Below are 22291 nucleotides of genomic sequence, written 5' to 3' on the forward strand. Positions count from 1 at the left end.
ATCAATACCTCCTAAAATTTAAACAAAATTATTTATATAATTTACTTTTTGTATGATAACACACTGAAGTAAATCTTTACATGTAATATATATTCTATGTATTTGCTTTTTTTCCTTCTTTTTTAAAAACATTTTAACAGATTTATTGCAAATATTAAAAACGATTACATGCCTTTATTTACATAATAGAATACTTTTGTATATAAATCAACATAATTTTATAAAAATTTAGACATAAAAATTAAAACTTGTTAATATCTTTATTTGTTTTGTAGGAATAAATTTGATATTCTTGCCATACTTGCTCAAGTTCTGTGAAGGTTTTAGATATTTTGTCCTTTTCCTTTAATCCTACAGCTATAATAAGAGCATTAATAACACTTAGTGGTGCCACTAAAGAATCAACAAAGGAAGCCATATTACTTTCAGCTATTAGTACATAATCAGCTTTAGTTGCTAACGGAGATAAAACACTATCTGTAATTGCAACAACATCAGCTCCCCTTGACTTTGCATAATTAAGGGTTTCAACAGTTCTCATAGCATAACGTGGGAAACCTATACCAATGACACAGTCTCCTTCACCTAATGTTAGCATCTGTTCAAAAATATCACTCATCCCGTAAGATACGATTTTTACATTGTCTAATATTAAATTTAAATAAAATCCTAAAAAGTCTGCCAATGCAGCGGAACTTCTTAATCCTACAATATAAATTTTCTTAGAGTTTAAAATACTATTAACTGTACTTTCGAAAGCTTCATAATTTATTTTTTCCATTGTTGCTCTAATATTTTCTATATCTGATTTTAATACTCCTTTTAAAGCGTTATTAGGAATAATAAAATCATTAGATAATTCTATTCTTTGAGCTGTGGTAAGTTTGTTTTTTATAAGTTCTTGTAGCGCCTTCTGGAGTTCAGGATATCCTTCATAACCTAATTGGTTAGCAAATCTAACTACTGTTGATTCACTTACACCAACGCTTGCTCCTAGCTTCGCAGCAGTCATAAATGCTGCTTTATCATAATGCTTTAAAATATATTCAGCTATGAGCTTCTGCCCTTTACTTAACCTTGAAAACTTAGTTTGTATCATTCTCATTAAATCAGTATTATTATTCTCCATCACTTAACTCCTTTTAAAAGATTATAAAGTATATAATTCATTTTACTGAAAAATGAATTATATACTTCATATTAACACAGTATGGATTATCCTTCAACATAAAACTTCTATGATTATTAATTTTATGAATTTTTTCCTATATAAGAGATAATTATAAACTTATAACATAGTTTAAGTTTCTGTATTAAGTATTGTAAAATCACTGGTTTAGAGCAATCACTTCTTTTCAATGACTAATAAATATGGAGCCCTTTCACTCCTATTTATAACTTTATGAATCATTACTCCATACTTATCTTTTGGTAGAGAACTTGCATATTTTAGTATCTGTTCACTTTCACGAAGACCTTCATTATGACCAATATATACTGATATAATGGCAAAACCTCCATTTTTTAATATTTTTAAAGTTCCTTTAATACTTTTTAGTGTAGATTCAGCCTCCGTAGTTATTGATTTGTCACCACCGGGTAGAAAACCTAAATTATATATGGCTACATCTATTTCTTCAGTTATATGTTTTTCTATATTTTCATGAGAATCACAAATGAGTTTTACATTATCTTTGTTCTTTTTCTTATATTCTTCTATTGCTACTGATTGAATATCAAATGCATAAACTTTTTTAAAGCTCTCACTTAGAAAATCACAATCTCCACCATTCCCAAGAGTCTCATCTACCGCTATATTTTTATCCACCACAAAATTTTCAATTATATAGTGAGATAAATCTGTTATATTTCCTAAGTATTTAAACATTTTTATCTCCTCCATTCTTTAGGTATTGTATTTCTATTTCACTTAGGAATCTCCATTGACCTTCTTTTAACCCTGTATCTAATTTTATTTCACCAATTGAAACTCTCTTCAAACTTACAACTGGATGTCCAATTGCTTCACCCATTCTTCTCACTTGCCTATTTTTCCCCTCATGGATAGTTATAGCAACTTCACAACTATTTTTATATTTTTTTAACACTTCACATCTTCCTGGTGCAGTAATATAATCCCCAATATCAATTCCTTTTTCAAATTTATGTATTTCATCATCATTGATTATTCCTTTTACTATAGCTATATAAGTTTTATTAATAGAAACTCTTGGGTGCATTACATTGTTATAAACTTCACCATCATTAGTTAGAAGAATTAATCCAGAAGTATCATAATCCAACCTTCCAATAGGATATATCCTTTCATCTACTTTTACAATATCCAATAAAGTTTTTCTACCTCTATCATCCTTTACAGATGATATATATCCTGTAGGCTTATTAAGTGCTATATATATCTTTTTTTCTTCTGGTTTTATTACTTTATCATCTACTCTAACTTCATTAACTCTAGAGTCAATTTTTGTTCCTAATTCCTTTACTATAATCCCATCAACTTTAACTCTATTAGATAATATTATTTCTTCACATTTTCTTCTAGAAGCAACACCACATCTAGCCATATATTTTTGTAATCTCTCTTCCATCTTAAACTTCCCTTCATAACTCTAATAAAAAGAATTATAATTTTTATTAACAAAAAAATCAATCCAATTAAACAATAAACCGATAACTCTACATATTAATATTTTGTAGTGTTACCGGTTTAAGTATAACCTAGACTTATTTAAATTGATTTAAGTGAGAATTAGGTTGCTGTTCCATATATCCCGTTTTAGAATTTCTACTGTCATTTGATTTGTCATTCATAGAAGTTAGTTCACCGCTCATCTTATTGGAAGACTTCTTAGGTTTGTTTTGCTTATTCTTAGCCATAAAGCTCACCTCCCTATTAACTATTATTTTCAAAATTAATTTAAATATTCAATAATAATAGATCTTACAGATAAAAACTTATAATAAAGTCATCCTTCTAATGAATTGAGAAAACTTGTAATAGATGCTATATTAAAATATAAGATAAAATTTTAATATTACAATTAACTTTAAGGAGGAATAAAATTTTGAGTAATCCAATATTTTTTATGCCAACAAAGATTATATGTGAAGAAAACGCAATAGCAAATCACGGTAGTATAATGAATTCTTTAGGAAGTAATGCTTTAATAGTAACTGGTAAACATTCTTCTAAAACTAATGGTTCTTTAAACCATGTGGTAAATTCCTTAAAAGAAAACAATATAGATTATCATATCTTTGATGATGTAGAAGAAAATCCATCTACAGAAACAATTAATAAAATAAAATTTTTCACCCAAGATAAAGGTATCGATTTTATTATTGGAATAGGTGGAGGTTCACCTATCGATGCATCTAAAGCTGCCGGAGTTCTTCTTTTTAATTCACAAGCCACTATTGAAGATTTATTTACAAATTCCGCTCTTAATTCTCTTCCAATCGTTGCAGTTCCTACCACTGCTGGAACTGGAACCGAAACTACACCTTACTCTATATTAACAGATCATAACATTAAAAATAAAAGAGGTATTTGCCCTAAAATTTTTCCTGTAGTATCTTTTTTAGATGCTACTTACTTGATGGATACACCTAAAAATGTAACAATAAATACTTCTATAGATGCACTTTCACATTTAATAGAAGGTTATTTATCTACTAATTCTAACTGCTTTAGCAATGCTCTTGCAGAAAGTGGTTTAAAGATATTTAGTGAATGTATTTCATATATATCTTCAGAAAGCATTCCCTTTAAAATACGTGAAAATTTATTAATAGCATCTTCTATTGCTGGTATGGTAATTTCACAAAGCGGCACATCTATTCCTCATGGAATGGGATATCCATTAACTTATTATCATAATGTACCTCATGGTAAGGCTAATGGAATTCTTTTAAAAGAATACCTTAAAATATACGAAAATAATGCTAAGGATAAAGTGGATAAAATCATATCTTTATTGAACTTTTCAAATGTAGATGAGTTTGGAAACTTTATAGATGAATTATTTTCAAAGGATTTAAAAATAACCCTTGATGAACTAAAAAATTATACTTCTTATATGAATTCTAATAAAGCAAAACTTAAAAATCATCCCTATCCATTAACCTATGAGGATATACTTAGTATTTATATAAAAAGTATAAAATAATATTAGACCCATTAGAATTAATATACTAATGGGTCTAATATTTTCTTCATTTATAATTGTTCGTTTAATATTTATATTTTTGAAACTACCAAAATAAATATTATTAAATTAATCCACGTCAGTACAATCAATATCTAGTTGAGAAAGAATACCTTTCGCTATAGCTTTTCCAAATATCTTTTGATTTTCAATAGTACTAATTATCTTATTATCTTCTTCATTATCTATAAAAGCACATTTGATAATAATTGCATCCATAATAGTGTCTCTTACTAAAGGAAAATAATCTCTTCCATTTTTATTCATTCTATTATAAGTTTTAACTTGAGTCTGGCCAATATTCATAATTTCATTACTAATTTTATTTGTAATTTCTAAACCTTTACCATTATATATAGAATAAATTATTTCACCTCTATCTCCTCCACCTACATTACAATGGATAGAAATAAAATAATCTGACATATTATTATTTGCCATGGTAGTTCTTTGAGAAAGCCCTAGATATTTATCAGTATATCTTGTCATTTGAACTTTTATTCCATGTCTAAGTAGCTCTTTCTCACATTCTACAGCTATAGTTAGTGTAATATCTTTTTCTATTAGATCACCATAAACGCCTCCTGGATCACTTCCACCATGCCCAGGGTCTAAGGTTATCTTATACATAATTTAAAGCCTCCCATTAATTAATCTCTTCATATATAATATTCTTTAATATTACATATGTGATTAATAATAGGAATAAGCCATCTTTGAATAATACTATAACACTTATCTATTGTTTCTTATAAATTTGACTTAAAACATTATTATAAATAGAAATATTGTATTCTATGGCATGAAAATAATCTACCTTTATTTTTTTATAGTGTTCTATACCTTCATCGGTAATTTTATATAGACGTTTATTTTTTCTATCAAAATCTTCCCATTTAGCTGTAAGATATAAATTTTCTTCCAAATCTCTAAGAAGTGGATATACCAACCCATTAGAAACTTTAGTAAAGTTTTTATTTATATAATTCACTATTTCCAATCCATATTCTACATTGTTTTCATATATTAAATAATGTAGAATATATAATTTTACAAGCTTTGTAGTATTAATTCTATTATCTAATGTTGCAATTCTTTTTCTTGTTTCACCTTTCATTTTTATCTCCTTTAAATTTATTAAGTATTTTTCATTGTGACTTTATTATATAACCTTATTTCAATTATGACAATTATTTTTATGATGTAATAGAATAATATCTATAAAATTTTCTTTCAACTTATAGAATCAACTTATATAGTATAAATAATACTACACTTAAGATATAATAAATCTATATTATTATATCTATTTACTATACAAAGGAAGGAGATATTTATGAATATTATAGCAGAGTTTCACTGTCATACAACTGCATCTGATGGGAGGTTCTCCCCTTCTCAAGTAGTTGAAATGGCTAAAAATAAAAATGTTGAACTTTTATCTATAACAGATCACGATACCACTGAAGGTATTAGCGAAGCTTTAACTAAAGCTAATGAAATTTCCCTTAATTTTATTCCTGGAATAGAGTTAAGCTGTAATCATAATGGAGAAAGCATACATATCTTAGGATATTTTAAAGGAAATGATTATAAAGATGAAACCTTAATTAAATTTCTTAATAATTTAAAGAGAAACAGGGAAACTAGAGCCTCATCTATAGTTAAAAATCTAGATAAATACTTTAACATTAAAATAAATGTAGATGATGTTTTAAAAATTGGTAATGGTGTTATAGCTAGACCTCACATAGCACAAGCCATAGTAAATGCTGGATACCCCTTTGATTTTCAACATATTTTTGACAAATTTATAGGAAATGATAGCCCTGCCTATGTTCCTAATAAACATATATCCATACCAGAAGGAATTGAACTTCTTAAAAAGTATAATTGCATTGTAATTCTAGCACATCCTAAACTTATTAAAAAAACACCTATTAAAAATATATTAAATTATGATTTTCATGGTATTGAGGCACTGTATTATCAAAACTTTAAAAGAGAAACCGATGAATTTATATCCTTAGCTAAATCAAGGGATATGATAATAACTTGTGGTTCTGATTTTCATGGAATTTCTAAGGATGATACTAAACACGGTAACATTGGAGATATGTTTCTTAGTGAGGAAGATTTTAAGAAGTTTATGATTTTGTATAAAAAATAGAATAATTAGGTATACTAAAGTAAAATTATTTTCGGAGGAGATAAAATGGTTTTACTTCAATGTTCAGTTCACAACTGTATATATAATAATTCCAACTACTGTAATTTAAATCAGATAACCATTGGGGGTTCCAATACCTATCAACCTGATGGTACAAATTGTGAAAACTTTATAAACAAATCAAGTGCATTAACAAACTCTATAAGTATAAATACTCCTTATTCTAATGTAAATTGTAAGGCAGAACAATGTATTTATAATAAAAAACTCAAATGCACTGCAAACTCTATTGATATTTCTGGTTATACCTCATCTACTAGTGAAGAAACCTTATGTGCTACCTTTCAATATAACTCTAACTAAGTATTTACCTTTAGATAAGTGTAAGTAATAATAAGTATAATTATTACTTACACTTATTATTTTTATGCAGTTAACTCATTAATAATTATTAATTCCTATAGCTAAAAATAAATTAGTAAATAACTTTTCATATAACTCTCTTATGGAAGTTCAGTTTAAAATTAATATATTATCAATCAAATGCCATAGTACAAATCTCTATACGTTTTTACATTTTCTTCAAAAATATTATTTTTTTTTAAAGTTAAATATAATATTTTTGTATAATTATGTTGCATTATGGGGAAAGCTTATGTATAATTATACATAAATTCGTTACAGAAAGGATGTATATAAATGGAAAGCAAAAGCAATAAAGTGTCTATTTCAGCAAATAATAAAGATTATTCATATATATTAGCTGTAATTAAATTTCTCATATTCTCTTCTTTAGGTATATTCTTATTTATGATTCCAATTACCAAAGGAGAAGAAGTAGTTATACCTGTTGCAACCTTATCAAACTATGTTCAAGAAGCTCTTGGCCAATCACTTCCATACATAATAACAACAATAATAGTTGTAACCGTATTTTTTACAATAGTAACTAAAGCATTAAAGCCTAAATTTATTGTTAAAAATAATTTTTTAAATTCTCTTTTCAATGTAAATAATATTTGGTTTATTATCAGAGTCTTAGGTGGAATATTCATAATATGTACAATGTTTCAAATAGGTCCTAAAGCAATTTGGTCAGAAAATACAGGAGGAATGATTTTATCTGATTTACTTCCTATACTCTTTTCAGTATTTTTATTTGCTGGATTATTTCTACCTCTTCTTCTTAATTTCGGACTTTTAGAATTTGTAGGCTCCCTCCTAGTAAAAATAATGAGACCAATTTTTAATCTTCCTGGTTCAGCTGCAATAGATTGTATTGCTTCTTGGCTTGGAGATGGTACTATTGGTGTTCTTTTAACAAGTAAACAATATGTTGATGGGTATTATACTGAAAGAGAGGCCTGTGTAATTGGTACAACCTTCTCTTTAGTTTCAATAACCTTTAGCATAGTTGTAATTGATACCGTTGGGCTTAGTCATATGTTTTTACCCTTCTATCTATCAGTTACCTTTGCTGGTTTAGTAGCTGCAATATTAGTGCCTAAATTACCCCCACTATCAACAAAAAAGGATATATACTATAATAATACAAATAAATCTATGGAAGAACTTCTTCCTGAAGGGTATACGCCTTTTAAATTTGGGTTAGAAAAAGCTATAGATAAAGCTAAATCTTCATCCTTAAAAAAAGATGTATTTACTAAAGGAACATTAAATGTTGTAGATATGTGGTTTGGAGTAATCCCTGTAGTTATGGCTGTAGGAACTATAGCACTAATGTTAGCAGAATATACACCACTATTTCAAATTCTTGGTTTACCCTTTATACCAATTTTAAAACTTCTTCAAATTCCAGAAGCAGCAGCAGCTTCTAGCACATTAGTAGCTGGATTCGCAGACATGCTATTACCATCTATAATGTCAGGTGGAATTCAAAGTGATATGACAAGATTTATTATAGCTGCAACATCTATAACCCAGCTTATATATCTTTCCGAAGTGGGAGCTTTATTGCTAGGTTCTAAAATACCCGTTAATATAAAAGAATTGTTCATAATATTTATAGAAAGAACTTTAATAACTCTTCCTATAATTTCAATTATTGCTCACTTCATATTCTAAAATAATTTTTAATATTTAGTTATATTTATTTTAAAGAAAAGCAGATCATATTTTATTAATTTAATATGGTCTGTTTTCTTTAATTTTTAATATTAGCCTATTCAATAGTAATGGTAATTATCTTTTAAAATTATAATAATTTATGTATAATGTAATTTATAAGTAAAATAAAAAAACATTATTTTTTTATTAAATGATATAAATTATATTATAATTGGGGAATCTTAAAGGAGGCAAGACAATGTGGATTAATAATTTAGTCAATTTTAAAAAAGTATATATTGAAAATATATCTACTCTAATAATATATCCTAAAAATTTTACTGAAAAACTTCCTGTAATATTCTTTTATCATGGCTGGAGTTCTAATAAGGATGTTCATAAAAACCTAGGGAGTTTCTTAGCTTGCAATGGATATATGGTTGTTATACCTGATTCAATAAATCATGGTGAGCGTGGAACCATAGATTATTGGCAAGGTGAAAGTGGATTAACTAAGTTTTGGCCAACGGTGTTATCCTCTGTAAAGGAATTCAGTTTTATTCTTGATTATATTAAATCTAACTACAATATAGATGAACACAGAATTGGAGTATCTGGTCATTCCATGGGAGGAATGATTACTTCTGGTATCATTGCTCATAATAAATGCATTAAGGCTGGAGTAATTATGAATAGCTCTGGTGCTTGGGTTGAAGCAACTTTAGAAATAATTGGGGATCAGTATAAAGATAATAAGGATTATATAGATAAAAGCTTAAATGAACTATCTTCCTATAGCCCTATAAATAATATTAATAATTTTAAAAATACTCCTCTTCTTTTACTTCACGGGGATAAGGATGCTTTAGTTCCAATTAAAAGTGAGATTGCTTTCTTTAATGCAATAAAAGATCACTATCAAAATAAAGATTTAGTAGATATGAAAACCTACGACAGACTAAACCATTATATAACAGAGGCTATAGTTTCTGAAGCTCTTCAATGGTTTGATACTTATTTGTAAGTAAAAATGAGTGGAATTGTCCACTCATTTTTATTATTCTATATACTTAACTATATTTATACCATTTATTTTCATCTTGTATAAACTTATTAAATTCATCAAATCTCCATTATGTATTCCTAAATCATAAGTTTCTACTAAGTTCATAGGAACTATTATATTTTTTTCTTCATTAATTTCATTGAAGTAGGTTATTAAGGATATAGCTAATGTTTCTACACATATATCTGTACAAACACCTGTAACTATAAAGTTATTAATGCTAGAATTTTCTTTAAGCCATTGTTGAAATTCTTTAGTATGAAATCCATTAGTGCTATTCTTCTTTATAATTTTATTATTCTTTGTATAGACCTTTAGTTCTTCTATTAACTCTGATTCTACTGTATTAGCTATACAGTGAGGTGGATATGCATTAAACTCACTAGAGTCTTCTTCATGACAATCTATAAAGAATATTTTTTTATAACCTGTAGTTTTATCATTTAGCTTCACTAAAGGGCTTATTATATTCTTCACCCTAGAAGACGCCAAAGGTCCTACATCATAAAAACCCCTAACCATATCAACAACTATTATTGCTGTATTTTCCTCTTTCAAATCCTTTAAATTAATAGATTCTAAATCTATTAATGATTTTTCCATCTCCTTTAATATCTCATACATTTAATTCACTTCCTATAAGCTATAAATTCTTAAATTTAAATTTTATGAATACTAAGTTACACTATTTTTTACCTTTTACCTTCATAATAGTTTTAGTTACCTTGTATCCAATTCCAATAGCAGCAATAACTACACCAGCAACTAATGCTGAAGATAATTTTTCATTATGTTTTTCTAATTGTTCTAATTCAAGATTTTTAAATTTATTTTTTATGTCTATATCTTTTAAAGTCATAGATATCACCCTTTCTATATTATCTTATATTGGATTATACCACTTTCTTCATAAAAATTGTTTAAACTTTTACTAAATAATAAACTAAAACTTTACAATTACCTTAATATGAGGTTTTTATTCTTTATTAAATTAACACTCTGTACTATAATTACTAATATACGTTATTATAATGGAGGATTTATTATGTTTAAAACAATTATTTGGTTTGGTCATTTTGCCATTAGTCTTTTGACCAAAATTGGACCAATGTACAAAGTTAATTCTTTAGAGAAACAAGGAAAAACTGAAGAAATGGAAGCTTATATACATAAAGTAACCTCAAAGTGGGCTATGTCGCAGCTTAAATATAGCGGAGCAACAGTATCTGTTTATGGTGAAGATAATATTCCATCTAATATTCCCGTAGTGTTTATTAGTAATCATCAAGGAAATTTTGATATTCCACTATTAATGAGTTATATTAATAAACCAAAAGGTTTTATTGCTAAAGTTGAAACTTTAAAAATACCTATAGTTAGAACCTGGATGCAATATATTCACTGTGTATTTATGGATAGAAGTAATCTTAGAAAATCTGCTGCTGCTATAATTGAAGGGGTAAAAATAATTAAAGCTGGTCATTCACTAGTTATATTCCCAGAAGGTACTAGAAGTAAGGGTGGTCCTCTAGGTGAATTTAAAGCTGGTAGCTTTAAACTAGCAACTAAATCTAATGCACCTATTGTACCTATAACTATAAATGGTTCCTATAAACTTATGGAAGCTAATAACAATAGAATTAAGGCTGCTAATGTAGAGTTATTTATTCATCCTCCTATTGAAACTAAAAATTTATCTAAAGAAGAACAAGAAAAACTTCCTACTGTGGTTAAAGAAATAATAGCTAGTAAACTTCATAATTAGTTAGACATTCTTAATTATTTCAAAATCATCTATTTAATTTTAAAATAATCATTTGATAATATTGAAATATTAACCTTATTACAGTATTATCAAATAGTATGTAAGTTTGCATAGGAGGAAATAATAAATGAAATATGTTACTTTAGGAGTTTGCTCAAAAGAAATTAACTTTGACGTAGTTGAAAATAAAATAAAAAATGTAAGCTTTATAGGCGGTTGCGACGGTAATCTACTAGGTATTTCTAGTTTAGTAGAAGGCATGGATATCAATGAAGTTATATCAAGACTAAAAGGAATCCAGTGCGGTTCAAAAGATACCTCCTGTCCAGATCAATTAGCAAGAGCTTTAGAAGTCTATAAAACTAAGCATTAAAATGAAGCTATCTTAGATTACTAAGATAGCTTCATTTTAATTCTTTTCTAATACTAAATCTCCCATTACAATACCTACCACTTGTCCACTATTATTCTTTATAGGTACTGAAAGAGCTATACAATATCCATCAGTATCAGAAGATATATAGGGCTCTGACTTATATACTAATCCTTTAATGGATTCTTTAAAGTATGGTCTATGAGAATAATTACAATATAACTCTTCCCTGCTTCCCTCAAGGGTTATCCCTTTAGTATCTCCATTTATATCCATAACTGATAGTAGATAAAAGAACGGATATTTTTTCACAAATTCTTTTAATGTTTTATTACACTTAGTTTCTTCTAAAGATATTATTGTGCCTTCTTTTGCAACACTATTCAAAATATTTTTAGCATTATTTATATATTTTTCAGTATCTTCATCTAAAATATAATTTTGTGCAAAGGATGATATTATAAGCTTCATATCTTTATTCATATTTACAACTTCTTTGATATTATCAGAAACACGCTTTACTACCTTAAGTTGAGCCTTAGAACTTTCTGCTGTATTTTGTACATGAATGGTAGTTTTAGAAACAAAATTAGAAATACTATTTATAGATAGCTCTATATTCCTTAAATTTACATTTTGCTCCTCAATAGCTTTATTTATTTCTTGTATAGAGTTTAATGTATTCATACTAGAACTAGATATAGATTGAAAATTTTCACTATTTTTCTTAGCGTATGAAATAGATTCTTTTATAACTGATAAATCTTCTTCCATTATAGATCCAAATTCATATATATCTTTTTGAACATTATCTGTTATCTTTTGAATTTCATCTGCTTGTACAGATGACATTTCTGCCAACTTTCTTATTTCCTCAGCCACTACAGAAAAACCTCTTCCAGCTTCTCCTGCTCTTGCAGCTTCTATGGATGCATTTAAAGATAATAAATTTGTAGTACCACTTATTTCTTTTACAGTATCAGATATATCTTGAATTTTTTGTGCACCAATTTCTAAGGCTTTTATCCTAAGAGAGAGTTCCTTTTCCAAACATAGTGATTTTTCCATCTTATTAATAAGTTTATCAAACTCACTCTTGCTTTCACTTACAGATTCCATCATTGACATAGCTGTTTTTTCCACGCTATGAGAATTTCTAACCATAGTTCCATAATTTAAAACAATACTTTCTATATCACTTCTAACAGATACAACTTTATCAACCTGATTATTCATATCATCTGATATGGTGGTTATAGATTCTACATTTTCAACCACATGTAACTCCATATTTTTCATATCTTTACTTAAGACATCACAGTTTATAAGTATCCTATCACTAATTTCTGTAGATTTTCCTATAAGCCTTCTAACCTTTATCATAAAGTCATTGGAATAAACTATTAGTTCTTTTATTATTTTAATTTTGTTTGCCTTTAGTTTCTTTGTTAAATCACCTTGAGCAATTTTCTCCATTTCATTAGTTAGCCTTCTTATTGAACTTCTAATTCTTATATTAAATATAGAAACTATGATTAAAGTCACAATAAGAATTCCCATTATACCCCAAAATACATCTTGTGTTTTCAAATTTTTACCCCCTCCTATATGAAATTAAAGCCATATAATATATAATTATACATTATTATTAATACATTTCCTACAAAAATATTACTTATTAAGTAAAATAGCCGAATTTTGGATAAATCCAACGGTTTTTCCCAATAGTTTTCTAGGTAAAACCTTAGATATTCCTATAGCAATTTTATTTTTAATCCCAGGTATAATTATGCTTCTTCCTTTCATAAATTCTTTATACCCTATTTCAGCAACTAACTTAGGCGACATAGCTCCTCTTAATTCTCTTTTGCCAGCTCTTTGATGAAAATCTGTTTTTGTAGTTCCCGGACAAAGTCCACTTACCTGAATATTATACTTTTTAAGTTCGATTGATAAAGCTTCAGTTAAAGATAATACATAAGCTTTTGATGCATAATATACTGCAGTATAAGGTCCTGGTTGATAAGCACCAGTAGATGCCACATTTAGGATTTTCCCACCCCCATTTTTAATCATTTCATTAGAAATTAAATATGTAAGCTCCGTTAAAGCAACCATATTAGTTTGTATTACTAAACCATGACTTTCCATATTAATTTCATGAAATAGACCACAATAACCTACACCAGCATTATTTATTAGTACATCTATCCTTATATCTAAATTTATAATTTCATTAAAAACCTCATTTCCACTATGAGATTTAGATAAATCTTTCTCAATTATAATTACTTCTATTCCATAAATCTTTGATAGCTCCTCTTTAATCCTTTTTAAAACTTCAATTCTTCTGGCAACTAAAATTAAGTTATAGCCATTTCGAGCAAATATTTTACTAAGCTCATATCCAATTCCAGACGAAGCTCCAGTAATTAGCACTGTTTCTATTTTAATTTTCATATATAATTCCTCCCTGAAAATTCAAACTATACTATCATAAAATAGTTAATATTTATTTTTTCATATATATAATACAGATTTAAATTATTAATTCAAATTTTAATTCAATTAAATGAAAATTACTAGATATTTTATCTTTATATAGATATATTATAAATAATCTAAGCGATTTTAACCTAAACTATATAGTATAAAAGATTAAATATTACATTTGTAAAATAAATATGGAGGATATTTATGAAATTTGAAAACCTTTCCCTTGATTTTTTTCGTAGGGACGCAAGAAAAGTTGCTGAGGACCTCTTAGGTAAAATAATAGTAAGGAATTATATGGGATATAAGCTCACTGGTAGAATTGTAGAAACTGAGGCTTATGTGGGAAAAATTGATAAAGCTTCTCATGCCTATAACTATAAGAAAACCACTAGAACGGAACCTTTATTTAAAAGTGCTGGTATAGCCTACGTATATAAAATATATGGAATGTATAACTGTATGAATATAGTAACCGGTTGTGAAGGCGATCCTCAAGGAGTCTTAATTCGTGCCATTGAACCAATAGAAGGTATTGAAGTTATGAGTGAAAACCGATTTAATAAGCCTTTTACTAAGCTTAAGCCTCGAGAAATATTAAATCTCACTTCTGGTCCTGGAAAACTATGTATAGCCCTTAATATAGACAAATCTTTAAATACCCATTCTATATTAAGTGAGGAATTATCCTTATATGCTGACGATTTTAAAGATTTCAAAATTGTATATTCTAAAAGGATTGGCATTGATTACGCTGAAGAGGCAAAAGATTTTCTTTGGAGGTACTATATTGAAGGTAATAAGTATGTTTCAGTTATAGATAAAAAATCATCTCTATAAAATTACAGAGATGATTTTTATCTATATTTCTAATTATAGTTTTAAAAATTTGGCAAATCTATTTCTAACTCTTTCTTCTCCCATTATTTGCATAATAGTATAAAGGTCTGGTGTATTATTTCTATAAGTTAATGCCGTTCTTACACATCCAGCTATATCTGAAACCATACCTTTGTAATTTTCAGGATTTTTCTTAAAGGCTTTTCTATCTGTAGCGTACCCTAATTCTACAGCTACTACTTTTAACTCTTCAAACCAAGCATCCTTATCAGTATTAAAATTATATGCCTTAGCATAAGCTTCTATTACCCTTTTAGCTTCTGCTAAATCTATATTCTTAGGAAATTCTATTTCTTCTGAAGTACTGTTGAATAATTCATCAAAAAAGAAGAATATTTTTTCCTTAACATCATTCCATTTAGCAAAATCCTTTCTAGGTTTTGGTCCTTCTTTATCAATATTGAATATTTCTTTACACATTAATTCATTGTTAGTTACTATGTCATACATTTCCTTATCATAATTCTTAGCCCAATTTATATAGTAGTCATATACCACATCAGCCTTTAACTTGCAAATTACATTTTTACTTACGTCACTTAATTTTACAATATCAAATAAAGCACCACTTTTACTCATCTTATCTAGATATACTCTAAATTCATGATAATCAGATGATGGATTTTCTTCTCTCCACTGTTCAAAAGTAGAATTTATTATATTAAGTAAATATTCTATAACAGATATCATAGGATATCCTTCTTCATCATAATAACTTACTGCACTTTCGGGATCTTTTCTCTTAGATAGTTTTCTTTTAGAATCTCCATCTAACTTCATTATTGTAGGAGTATGTGCATATTCAGGTCTATCAAATCCAAGAACATCAAAAAGTTGAATATGAATTGGAAGAGATGACAACCACTCTTCTCCCCTAATTACAGTAGTAGTTCCCATTAGTGCATCATCAATAGCATGAGCAAAATGATAGGTTGGAAGTCCATCAGATTTAATTATAACTATATCCTGATTGCTTTCTGGGAAAGAGATATCACCTTTAACTAAATCGTGAAACTCAACTCTGTTTTCTGGATTACCCGGGGATTTTAATCTTATAATATATTTTTCACCTTCACCTATTCTTTTTAAAGCTTCTTCTGGAGATAAATTTCTACAGATTGCATATTCTCCATAATATCCTGGAGTTAATTTTTCACTAATTTGTTTTTCTCTCAGTTGTTCTAGATCTTCTGATGTACAAAAACATGGATAAGCAAGCCCCTTTTTAATTAAATCTCTAGCAAAAGTTTTATATATCTCTTCTCTTTCGCTTTGTCTATAAGGACCATACTCACCTTTAGATGTATTATCCCCTGTCATACCTTCTGTAAAATCTAACCCAAACTTATGCATGGTATTTATAGTATCTTCTATAGCACCAGCCACTTCTCTTTTTTGATCTGTATCTTCGATTCTTAAATAAAAAACTCCTTCACTTTGAGTAGCTATTCTTTCATCTATTAATGCAGAAAATACTCCTCCTATATGTTGAAACCCTGTTGGACTTGGAGCATATCTAGTAACCTTTGCACCTTCTTTAAGGTTTCTCTTCGGATACTTTGAAATATAATACTCAGGCTCCTTATCAATGTTAGGGAAAATTGTATTTGCTAATATTTCATAATTCATTTTACTCACCTTACCTTATATATTTATTAATTACCTCACACTTTAGCTTAATCTATTATACATAATACAACTTAATAATATAATTTAGCATTTTATATAATATGAGATATGTGGTAATCTTATTTAAAGTTTACCTTATATAAAACTCTATTAAATATTAATCCATTTTAAATATTACCATAAAATAAAGTATAATTGTACCCCTATATGTTTTAATATAAATTCCTTAGATTTTATATAAAAGATTCATCTTAGTTTCTTTTCCATTTGTTTTCATTATTTTGATACCTTGGAATTTATCATAATTTTCCTTAATTCCTTCATCTAAGTTAATGGATTTTTTTTCATTAGCTATATACGCAACTATTTCATCATATTCAATGAGTTCTTCTATTTTCCTTTTTAACTTTTCACTTTTTTTCCTAGCTATTGCTCTTTCCTTAGCACTATATTCCTGTGAGTCTTTTATTAGTTCCAATGTACTCAATTCACCTTCATATTTTCGTTGCATAAGATGAACATATTCTGTCCTCAATAAAGCTACAGTTAAGCTGTCATATCTATGAGCATATACCAATGCTTTAAATCCATCATTCTTACCTGAATCAAATAACCAATATATAGGTTTCTTTCCATAAGCTTTTATATGATCCTTATAGAATTCCTTAAAGAAGTATCTTCTAATACTTTGCCTTGAAGTTTCACTATCTTTTTTGCCTAAAATATTGGCTATAAAGTTAAGATTCTCTTCCAATACTTCATTTCCATAAACTGCTTTTAAAAATTCAATGAACTTGGTCATTAAGTCTTCTGAAAAATATTTTTCTTCTGTTATAGGCATTATATTATCAAACTTAGGCATAAAACTTGAATTAACCCATCTATTCTCATTTACTTTTCCAGTGGAATCTATTTCTACTTTCTTAACTCTATGATTTTTAAAATCCCATTTATCTTGGAAGTTTCCACCTCCATACACTAACCCATCAACATCTATTGAATATCTACCCATAATACATCCCACTGCATAAGATATTAAAGATTTCACTTCTCTTTCTAACTCAATTCTCCTTAATGTTATATCTTTATAGGGTACATCCGGGGATAATTCTTCATTTAAACCATAAACATCTATGAAAATTTTATTTAACTTCTCTTCATTATTTTTAAGTTTCTCAATAATTTTCATATTTTCTTTTTCCCAAAGTTTAAATCTAGATTCTATGGTTACATTCTTAACTTTTCTTTCTCTTAAGTCTCTCATCAATGGATGAGTTCTAAAGTTCCATGATGTCTCAAAGTCATTCCATTCCGCTTCACTAATGGCTATGTTTTCTTCTACAATTTCATCAATGATAGATTTTATTTCTTCTTTAAATACATCTTCATGTATTGGAATATTCTTTAAATCACCTACTTGTATATTATAGGTTGGATTCATTATATCTAAAAACATATTAGCAACTTTGCTGCATAACAATGCTAGTACTACCTTTTCTAGGTCTTTATCATCCAAGAATATAGAAGATCCAGCAACGTCAAATATGAACCCCTGAGGAGAATACCTTACTCCCATATTTTCAGAAATAAAAGTGTATGTAAGACCACTTTTAAAATAAAACTCCTCATTTTTTATAGTTCTACTATATGATTTATATAACATTGCTGCATAATCTTTTACTTCACTGCCATCATTTTCCCAATTAATCACATATCTATTATTACCAAACCACTTTCTGTATTCTCCACCTTTGTTATATGGAAACCATTTTTTCTTACTTAACAAAGCTTCATCTCTATCAACAGCTGAAAAATTAATTTCATTTATATCAACTTCATACCAATCTCTTAAAAACCGTTTATTATCTGATGTAGCCATTCCTTGTCTAGGCTTTGCAATATTTTCAAACTTGTGTAAATTAGAAAATAAATTTAATACATTATCATTTACCCAATAAGCAAAAGGTTTTGTTGGAATTGTCATAAGTTTTTTTAACCATATATTATAAATCCCATCTCTCTCCATTCCACTACAAACCGACTTAATCTTTACTTTCTTTTCTAAAGCTGTTACCTCTTTAGTAAGGTCTACAACTCTCGTTTTATATTTAGGAATTTCACTATTTTGATTTATAAAAGCAACATTCTGTACTATGGTCCCCACATTATCTTCAAATACTCTAGATCCTAAATGAATCATGCTAATAAAGGTGCTGTCTTCTAAAAGCTTACCTCTAAGTTCTAAAAAACTACTTAAAAACATCCATGAATGCTGATTTACCATGGCATATATCCCATCTTTTTTCAGATAGCTCTTACACACTTCCATATATACAGAAAATAAATCATGCTTTGATAAAGGATAATGATTGGTCAAATATTTAGCTAGTGTATCATTAGCTCCCCTTAGTCCCATATAGGGTGGATTAGTAATACAAACCTCATATTTGATACTCATTATTTCTCCCTGATTAATGAGCTTTGGTAATTTATTTAAAAGTATCTGTCTATAATCACTAAATACTAAATTATTTTCTTCATTTATCTCTTCTAATCGTTCTTTTAACCTCTGAAAATTAACCTTCTCAACTCTTAATATTGATCCAAACTCTTTACCATCCTTAAAGGTATTTACTAAATAAGATAAATCACCTCTTAGCTCTTCATCTTCCTTTGCGAAATATTCTATAATTTCATAAGTAATACCATTACTTTCTTCTATAGCTACTATATTAAGCTTCAAAGGATTTTTTTCAACTTCTCTAAAAAATCTTCTATTATACGCTCTAGCCTTCATAATAAGACAGAACATACCAATTTGACTAGCTCTTAAATCTATATCTAACCCAAATATATTATTTTCTAAAATTTTTCTTGGAATCTCTCGCTCTGGATAAGCTACAGATTTGTAAATTTTATAAAGCACATCAAAGGCATATAACAATATGTGCCCCGAACCCATACATGGGTCAAGAACCTTTATATCCTCAGGATGTAAATTTTTTCTCCCCAATTTAATATTATGTAAAATGTCATCTATTTCGAAATCCTGAATGTCTTCCTCTAAATAATATTTTAATTCATTCTTTAAATTTTCATCCTCATGTCCTTGAATCCATATGGTTCCTAATGAATTTTCTACTAAGTATTTCACTATCCACTTAGGAGTAAATAACTGAGTAGCTGCTGGAATGTTTTCTTTAGTTATTTTTACATTTTTCTTTAGATCATCAAAAACCTTATCCTTCTTTTCAGATATATAATACTGATACATCCACCCTATAATTTCTACTTCCTCTTTCCAGTCTTCTTCATCTATGTCATTGCACATTTTCCTTAGTATGGAACCTTCTTCTAACAAATTATCAGGAAATAACAATTCTGTATAATCTTCTGTTTTTTCAAATAAACCAGGAATAATATTCCCTAATTCATTACATTGTCTTATTAAAATATATTTATATAGATTTTCTCTATCAGAATTTTTACTACTGTCTAACAATTTATAGACTAAATCTGAATCTAGTCTCAACTCTCTTATAACTTCACCAACCCTAAATAAAATATCTGGTTCCCTTTTACCTGGTATCTCTGAAGATATAATTCTTATTCCAATGGGCAAATAATCATTTACTTCCATATATCTTAAAGCTATAAACCTGTTAAACCAAGTATAAGCCACTTCTTCCACAACTTCATCTAAAGATTTTGATTCTATTTCCTTTATTAGTGATTTTCTATGCTTAGGTGAAATATTAAATATTTCTTCTCCACCCACTACTTTAAATCCACTTTTAACCACTTCTATATCTCTAATTCTATTATCTTCAATACCTATTTTATATGCTCTATCTTTTATTTTTTCAATAAGATTGCTTCTTGCCCAAGTGGCAAAAGCCTTAACTTTATTCTTATTCATCCTTAATTGCTCCTTATATGCTATGTAAAATTTCAATAGCTTTATTATAACATAGTAGGAATTTTTTATTGAAGTTTTTATATAATTCCTTAGCACATTATTTTTCTTTTCAAATTCTGAGATTTTATAATTAAACCCTAAAGAGCTATCTCAAAATAATTTTCTAGAATCTCTGAAATGTTGAGTTTATACTTTAATACCATTACCAGATAATACTCAACATAATTAAGATTTAGATTACTTTGAAATAGCCCTTTTATAAATAAAATATTTAATTCTAATAACCGTTTTTTTTTGCTACGATACCACTTTCATTGGTACCTGGTTCTTCAATAGTAGTATTAAAACTACTTTGAGCGTATTGACCTTGAGATTTATTGCCATTACGAAGATAGTTCTCCTTTTTGTATTTCCTTTTATCTTCTTCACGTTGTTTAATCTCATATTGTTGTTCTCTTAATAAATCATGATCCATATTTATCCCTCCTTTAACACATATATTCATTGTTTATTATGTGTTAAAGTTTTTTTAGTATACTGTAAAACTCAATATACTTTTCCTATAAATTCTATTGTTAATTTAATTATAAAATCTAGATCTCAGTATAATTATCCTTAAACCAATCTATTAGTTTTCTTGCAATACTAATGCTTCCAGGAATACTAGGTAAATTATTTACCTCAAACCAGTTTGCCTCTTCAATTTCAACTCCATCAACCTTTATTTCACCCTTATCATATTCTGCTGTGAACCCTACCATAAGAGAATTAGGAAATGGCCATGGTTGATTACCAAAATATTTTATATTTTTAACTTCTATTCCCACTTCCTCCATTACTTCCCTCTCTACACATTCCTCTAATGTTTCACCAGGTTCCAAAAATCCTGCTAAAACACTATAAAAATTATGTTTTGACTTAGCATTTTTAGCAAGAAGTAATTTACCATCTTTAACTATAGCAACTATTATAGCAGGACTTATTCTAGGGTAGCTTATAAAACCACACTGTGGACATATTTTCCCATATTCATTTAGTATAGTATTAGTACTATTACCACAAACACCACAATATTGATGGGTTCTATCCCAATTCATGATTTGAATAGCACGTCCCGCTTCTATATATATTTCATCAGAAACTTGTCCATATAAGTTTCTTAAGGTTATAAATTTCATACCCAAAGGCTCTGTATACTCTTTTGATACCTCTACAGAGTAACATTTACCACAACTTCTAGTTCCTAGATCTTGAACTCTTACTGGATTAATATTAACTGATTCTAAATCTTTAAATCTTGGTATAAAAATTTTATCCTCTTTTTCTTCTACTAATAATTCATTTTGTCTAAATATAAACCAAATAGGAGCATTAGTTTTTTCTGTTGATAAATGATTCATTATTTTTCCTTCTTTCATTTTGTATAAAATCTATATTAACCTTAATATATTTTATTAATTAAGTCTATACTATTTTTTAGTTTAAAATGTAAAATACCTCGTAATACTTATTAGTACTACGAGGTATGGTGCGCCATCAGGGGTTCGAACCCTGGACCCCTTGATTAAGAGTCAAGTGCTCTGCCAGCTGAGCTAATGGCACATGTCCTTGTCACAAATATTATTATACAACCCACTGTAAGTTTTGTAAAGTATTTTATTAAAATACATTAAATAAATA

General features: G+C 27.9%; 22 protein-coding genes and 1 tRNA gene. 8 read left to right on the forward strand and 15 right to left on the reverse strand.

All coding sequences use genetic code 11. The features are described from left to right. Positions 1-241: 241 nt before the first annotated feature. The 4 genes from ACTNBA_RS05590 to ACTNBA_RS05605 form a co-directional block, all read right to left on the reverse strand. On the reverse strand, positions 242-1129 hold the full coding sequence (locus ACTNBA_RS05590) for a MurR/RpiR family transcriptional regulator (protein ID WP_035132970.1): 888 nt from the start codon (positions 1127-1129) through the stop codon (positions 242-244). Between the two features lie 216 nt (positions 1130-1345). Next, a complete protein-coding gene (gene mnmM, locus ACTNBA_RS05595) occupies positions 1346-1888 on the reverse strand; it encodes a tRNA 5-(aminomethyl)-2-thiouridylate-methyltransferase MnmM (protein ID WP_441072976.1) in 543 nt (180 codons plus the stop codon). Continuing rightward, the gene (locus tag ACTNBA_RS05600) at positions 1881-2609 is read right to left on the reverse strand and encodes a pseudouridine synthase (RefSeq protein WP_441072977.1); all 729 of its coding nucleotides are present in this window, start codon (positions 2607-2609) and stop codon (positions 1881-1883) included. Before ACTNBA_RS05600 ends, mnmM begins: the two co-directional genes overlap by 8 nt. Positions 2610-2745: 136 nt before the next feature. Further along, positions 2746-2898: a hypothetical protein gene (locus ACTNBA_RS05605; RefSeq protein ID WP_441072978.1), complete on the reverse strand. Its 153-nt coding sequence runs from the start codon at positions 2896-2898 to the stop codon at positions 2746-2748. A gap of 188 nt (positions 2899-3086) precedes the next feature. Between ACTNBA_RS05605 and ACTNBA_RS05610 the strand changes: the two genes are divergently transcribed. Continuing rightward, the gene (locus tag ACTNBA_RS05610; protein ID WP_441072979.1) at positions 3087-4190 is read left to right on the forward strand and encodes an iron-containing alcohol dehydrogenase family protein; all 1104 of its coding nucleotides are present in this window, start codon (positions 3087-3089) and stop codon (positions 4188-4190) included. 108 nt (positions 4191-4298) lie between these two features. Here ACTNBA_RS05610 and ACTNBA_RS05615 read toward each other — a convergent pair whose 3' ends face one another. Together ACTNBA_RS05615 and ACTNBA_RS05620 are read right to left on the reverse strand one after the other, a co-directional pair. Then, positions 4299-4859 carry an N-acetylmuramoyl-L-alanine amidase gene (locus ACTNBA_RS05615; protein WP_441072980.1) on the reverse strand — a complete coding sequence of 187 codons (561 nt, stop codon included), beginning with the start codon at positions 4857-4859 and terminating at the stop codon, positions 4299-4301. Positions 4860-4968: 109 nt separating this feature from the next. Continuing rightward, positions 4969-5346 carry a helix-turn-helix transcriptional regulator gene (locus tag ACTNBA_RS05620; protein WP_150844240.1) on the reverse strand — a complete coding sequence of 126 codons (378 nt, stop codon included), beginning with the start codon at positions 5344-5346 and terminating at the stop codon, positions 4969-4971. A 219-nt stretch (positions 5347-5565) separates the two neighbouring features. Between ACTNBA_RS05620 and ACTNBA_RS05625 the strand changes: the two genes are divergently transcribed. From ACTNBA_RS05625 to ACTNBA_RS05640, 4 genes are all read left to right on the forward strand, one after another. After that, the gene (locus tag ACTNBA_RS05625; RefSeq protein WP_441072981.1) at positions 5566-6399 is read left to right on the forward strand and encodes a PHP domain-containing protein; all 834 of its coding nucleotides are present in this window, start codon (positions 5566-5568) and stop codon (positions 6397-6399) included. A 45-nt stretch (positions 6400-6444) separates the two neighbouring features. Further along, positions 6445-6762, forward strand: a complete 318-nt coding sequence (locus ACTNBA_RS05630) for a DUF1540 domain-containing protein (protein ID WP_441072982.1) — start codon at positions 6445-6447, stop codon at positions 6760-6762. A 357-nt stretch (positions 6763-7119) separates the two neighbouring features. Next, positions 7120-8484, forward strand: coding sequence for a YjiH family protein (locus tag ACTNBA_RS05635; RefSeq protein ID WP_441073218.1), 1365 nt, complete (start codon positions 7120-7122; stop codon positions 8482-8484). A gap of 241 nt (positions 8485-8725) precedes the next feature. Then, the gene (locus tag ACTNBA_RS05640; RefSeq protein ID WP_441072983.1) at positions 8726-9490 is read left to right on the forward strand and encodes an alpha/beta hydrolase family protein; all 765 of its coding nucleotides are present in this window, start codon (positions 8726-8728) and stop codon (positions 9488-9490) included. A 33-nt stretch (positions 9491-9523) separates the two neighbouring features. Here the strand turns inward: ACTNBA_RS05640 and ACTNBA_RS05645 are convergent, their stop codons facing one another. Together ACTNBA_RS05645 and ACTNBA_RS05650 are read right to left on the reverse strand one after the other, a co-directional pair. Beyond that, positions 9524-10156 (reverse strand): cysteine hydrolase family protein, encoded by a 633-nt coding sequence (locus ACTNBA_RS05645; protein WP_441072984.1) that lies wholly within the window; start codon positions 10154-10156, stop codon positions 9524-9526. Between the two features lie 61 nt (positions 10157-10217). Next, positions 10218-10391 (reverse strand): hypothetical protein, encoded by a 174-nt coding sequence (locus ACTNBA_RS05650; protein WP_167403025.1) that lies wholly within the window; start codon positions 10389-10391, stop codon positions 10218-10220. Positions 10392-10577: 186 nt separating this feature from the next. On the opposite strand from ACTNBA_RS05650, the gene ACTNBA_RS05655 reads away from it, so the two are divergent. Beyond that, positions 10578-11297: a lysophospholipid acyltransferase family protein gene (locus ACTNBA_RS05655; protein WP_035132953.1), complete on the forward strand. Its 720-nt coding sequence runs from the start codon at positions 10578-10580 to the stop codon at positions 11295-11297. 127 nt (positions 11298-11424) lie between these two features. Beyond that, positions 11425-11670, forward strand: coding sequence for a TIGR03905 family TSCPD domain-containing protein (locus tag ACTNBA_RS05660; protein ID WP_441072985.1), 246 nt, complete (start codon positions 11425-11427; stop codon positions 11668-11670). 36 nt (positions 11671-11706) lie between these two features. Here ACTNBA_RS05660 and ACTNBA_RS05665 read toward each other — a convergent pair whose 3' ends face one another. Both ACTNBA_RS05665 and ACTNBA_RS05670 read right to left on the reverse strand, forming a co-directional pair. Continuing rightward, entirely contained in the window at positions 11707-13260 is a 1554-nt protein-coding gene (locus tag ACTNBA_RS05665) for a methyl-accepting chemotaxis protein (protein WP_441072986.1), read from the reverse strand. Positions 13261-13341: 81 nt separating this feature from the next. Then, a complete protein-coding gene (locus ACTNBA_RS05670) occupies positions 13342-14130 on the reverse strand; it encodes an SDR family NAD(P)-dependent oxidoreductase (protein ID WP_441072987.1) in 789 nt (262 codons plus the stop codon). A gap of 237 nt (positions 14131-14367) precedes the next feature. Between ACTNBA_RS05670 and ACTNBA_RS05675 the strand changes: the two genes are divergently transcribed. Next, positions 14368-15003 (forward strand): DNA-3-methyladenine glycosylase, encoded by a 636-nt coding sequence (locus ACTNBA_RS05675; RefSeq protein WP_035132945.1) that lies wholly within the window; start codon positions 14368-14370, stop codon positions 15001-15003. A 33-nt stretch (positions 15004-15036) separates the two neighbouring features. Here ACTNBA_RS05675 and gltX read toward each other — a convergent pair whose 3' ends face one another. From gltX to ACTNBA_RS05700, 5 genes are all read right to left on the reverse strand, one after another. Then, positions 15037-16692: a glutamate--tRNA ligase gene (gene gltX / locus ACTNBA_RS05680; RefSeq protein ID WP_441072988.1), complete on the reverse strand. Its 1656-nt coding sequence runs from the start codon at positions 16690-16692 to the stop codon at positions 15037-15039. 226 nt (positions 16693-16918) lie between these two features. Beyond that, entirely contained in the window at positions 16919-20611 is a 3693-nt protein-coding gene (gene pglX / locus ACTNBA_RS05685; protein ID WP_441072989.1) for a BREX-1 system adenine-specific DNA-methyltransferase PglX, read from the reverse strand. A 277-nt stretch (positions 20612-20888) separates the two neighbouring features. Beyond that, positions 20889-21116 (reverse strand): hypothetical protein, encoded by a 228-nt coding sequence (locus ACTNBA_RS05690; RefSeq protein ID WP_441073229.1) that lies wholly within the window; start codon positions 21114-21116, stop codon positions 20889-20891. A gap of 88 nt (positions 21117-21204) precedes the next feature. Further along, on the reverse strand, positions 21205-22011 hold the full coding sequence (gene nudC / locus ACTNBA_RS05695; RefSeq protein ID WP_346876171.1) for an NAD(+) diphosphatase: 807 nt from the start codon (positions 22009-22011) through the stop codon (positions 21205-21207). 126 nt (positions 22012-22137) lie between these two features. Next, a tRNA-Lys gene (locus ACTNBA_RS05700) sits at positions 22138-22213 on the reverse strand. Positions 22214-22291: the final 78 nt, after the last annotated feature.

The sequence above is a fragment of the Clostridium sulfidigenes genome (genome assembly GCF_052067195.1).
GTDB classification, from domain to species: domain Bacteria; phylum Bacillota; class Clostridia; order Clostridiales; family Clostridiaceae; genus Clostridium_J; species Clostridium_J sulfidigenes.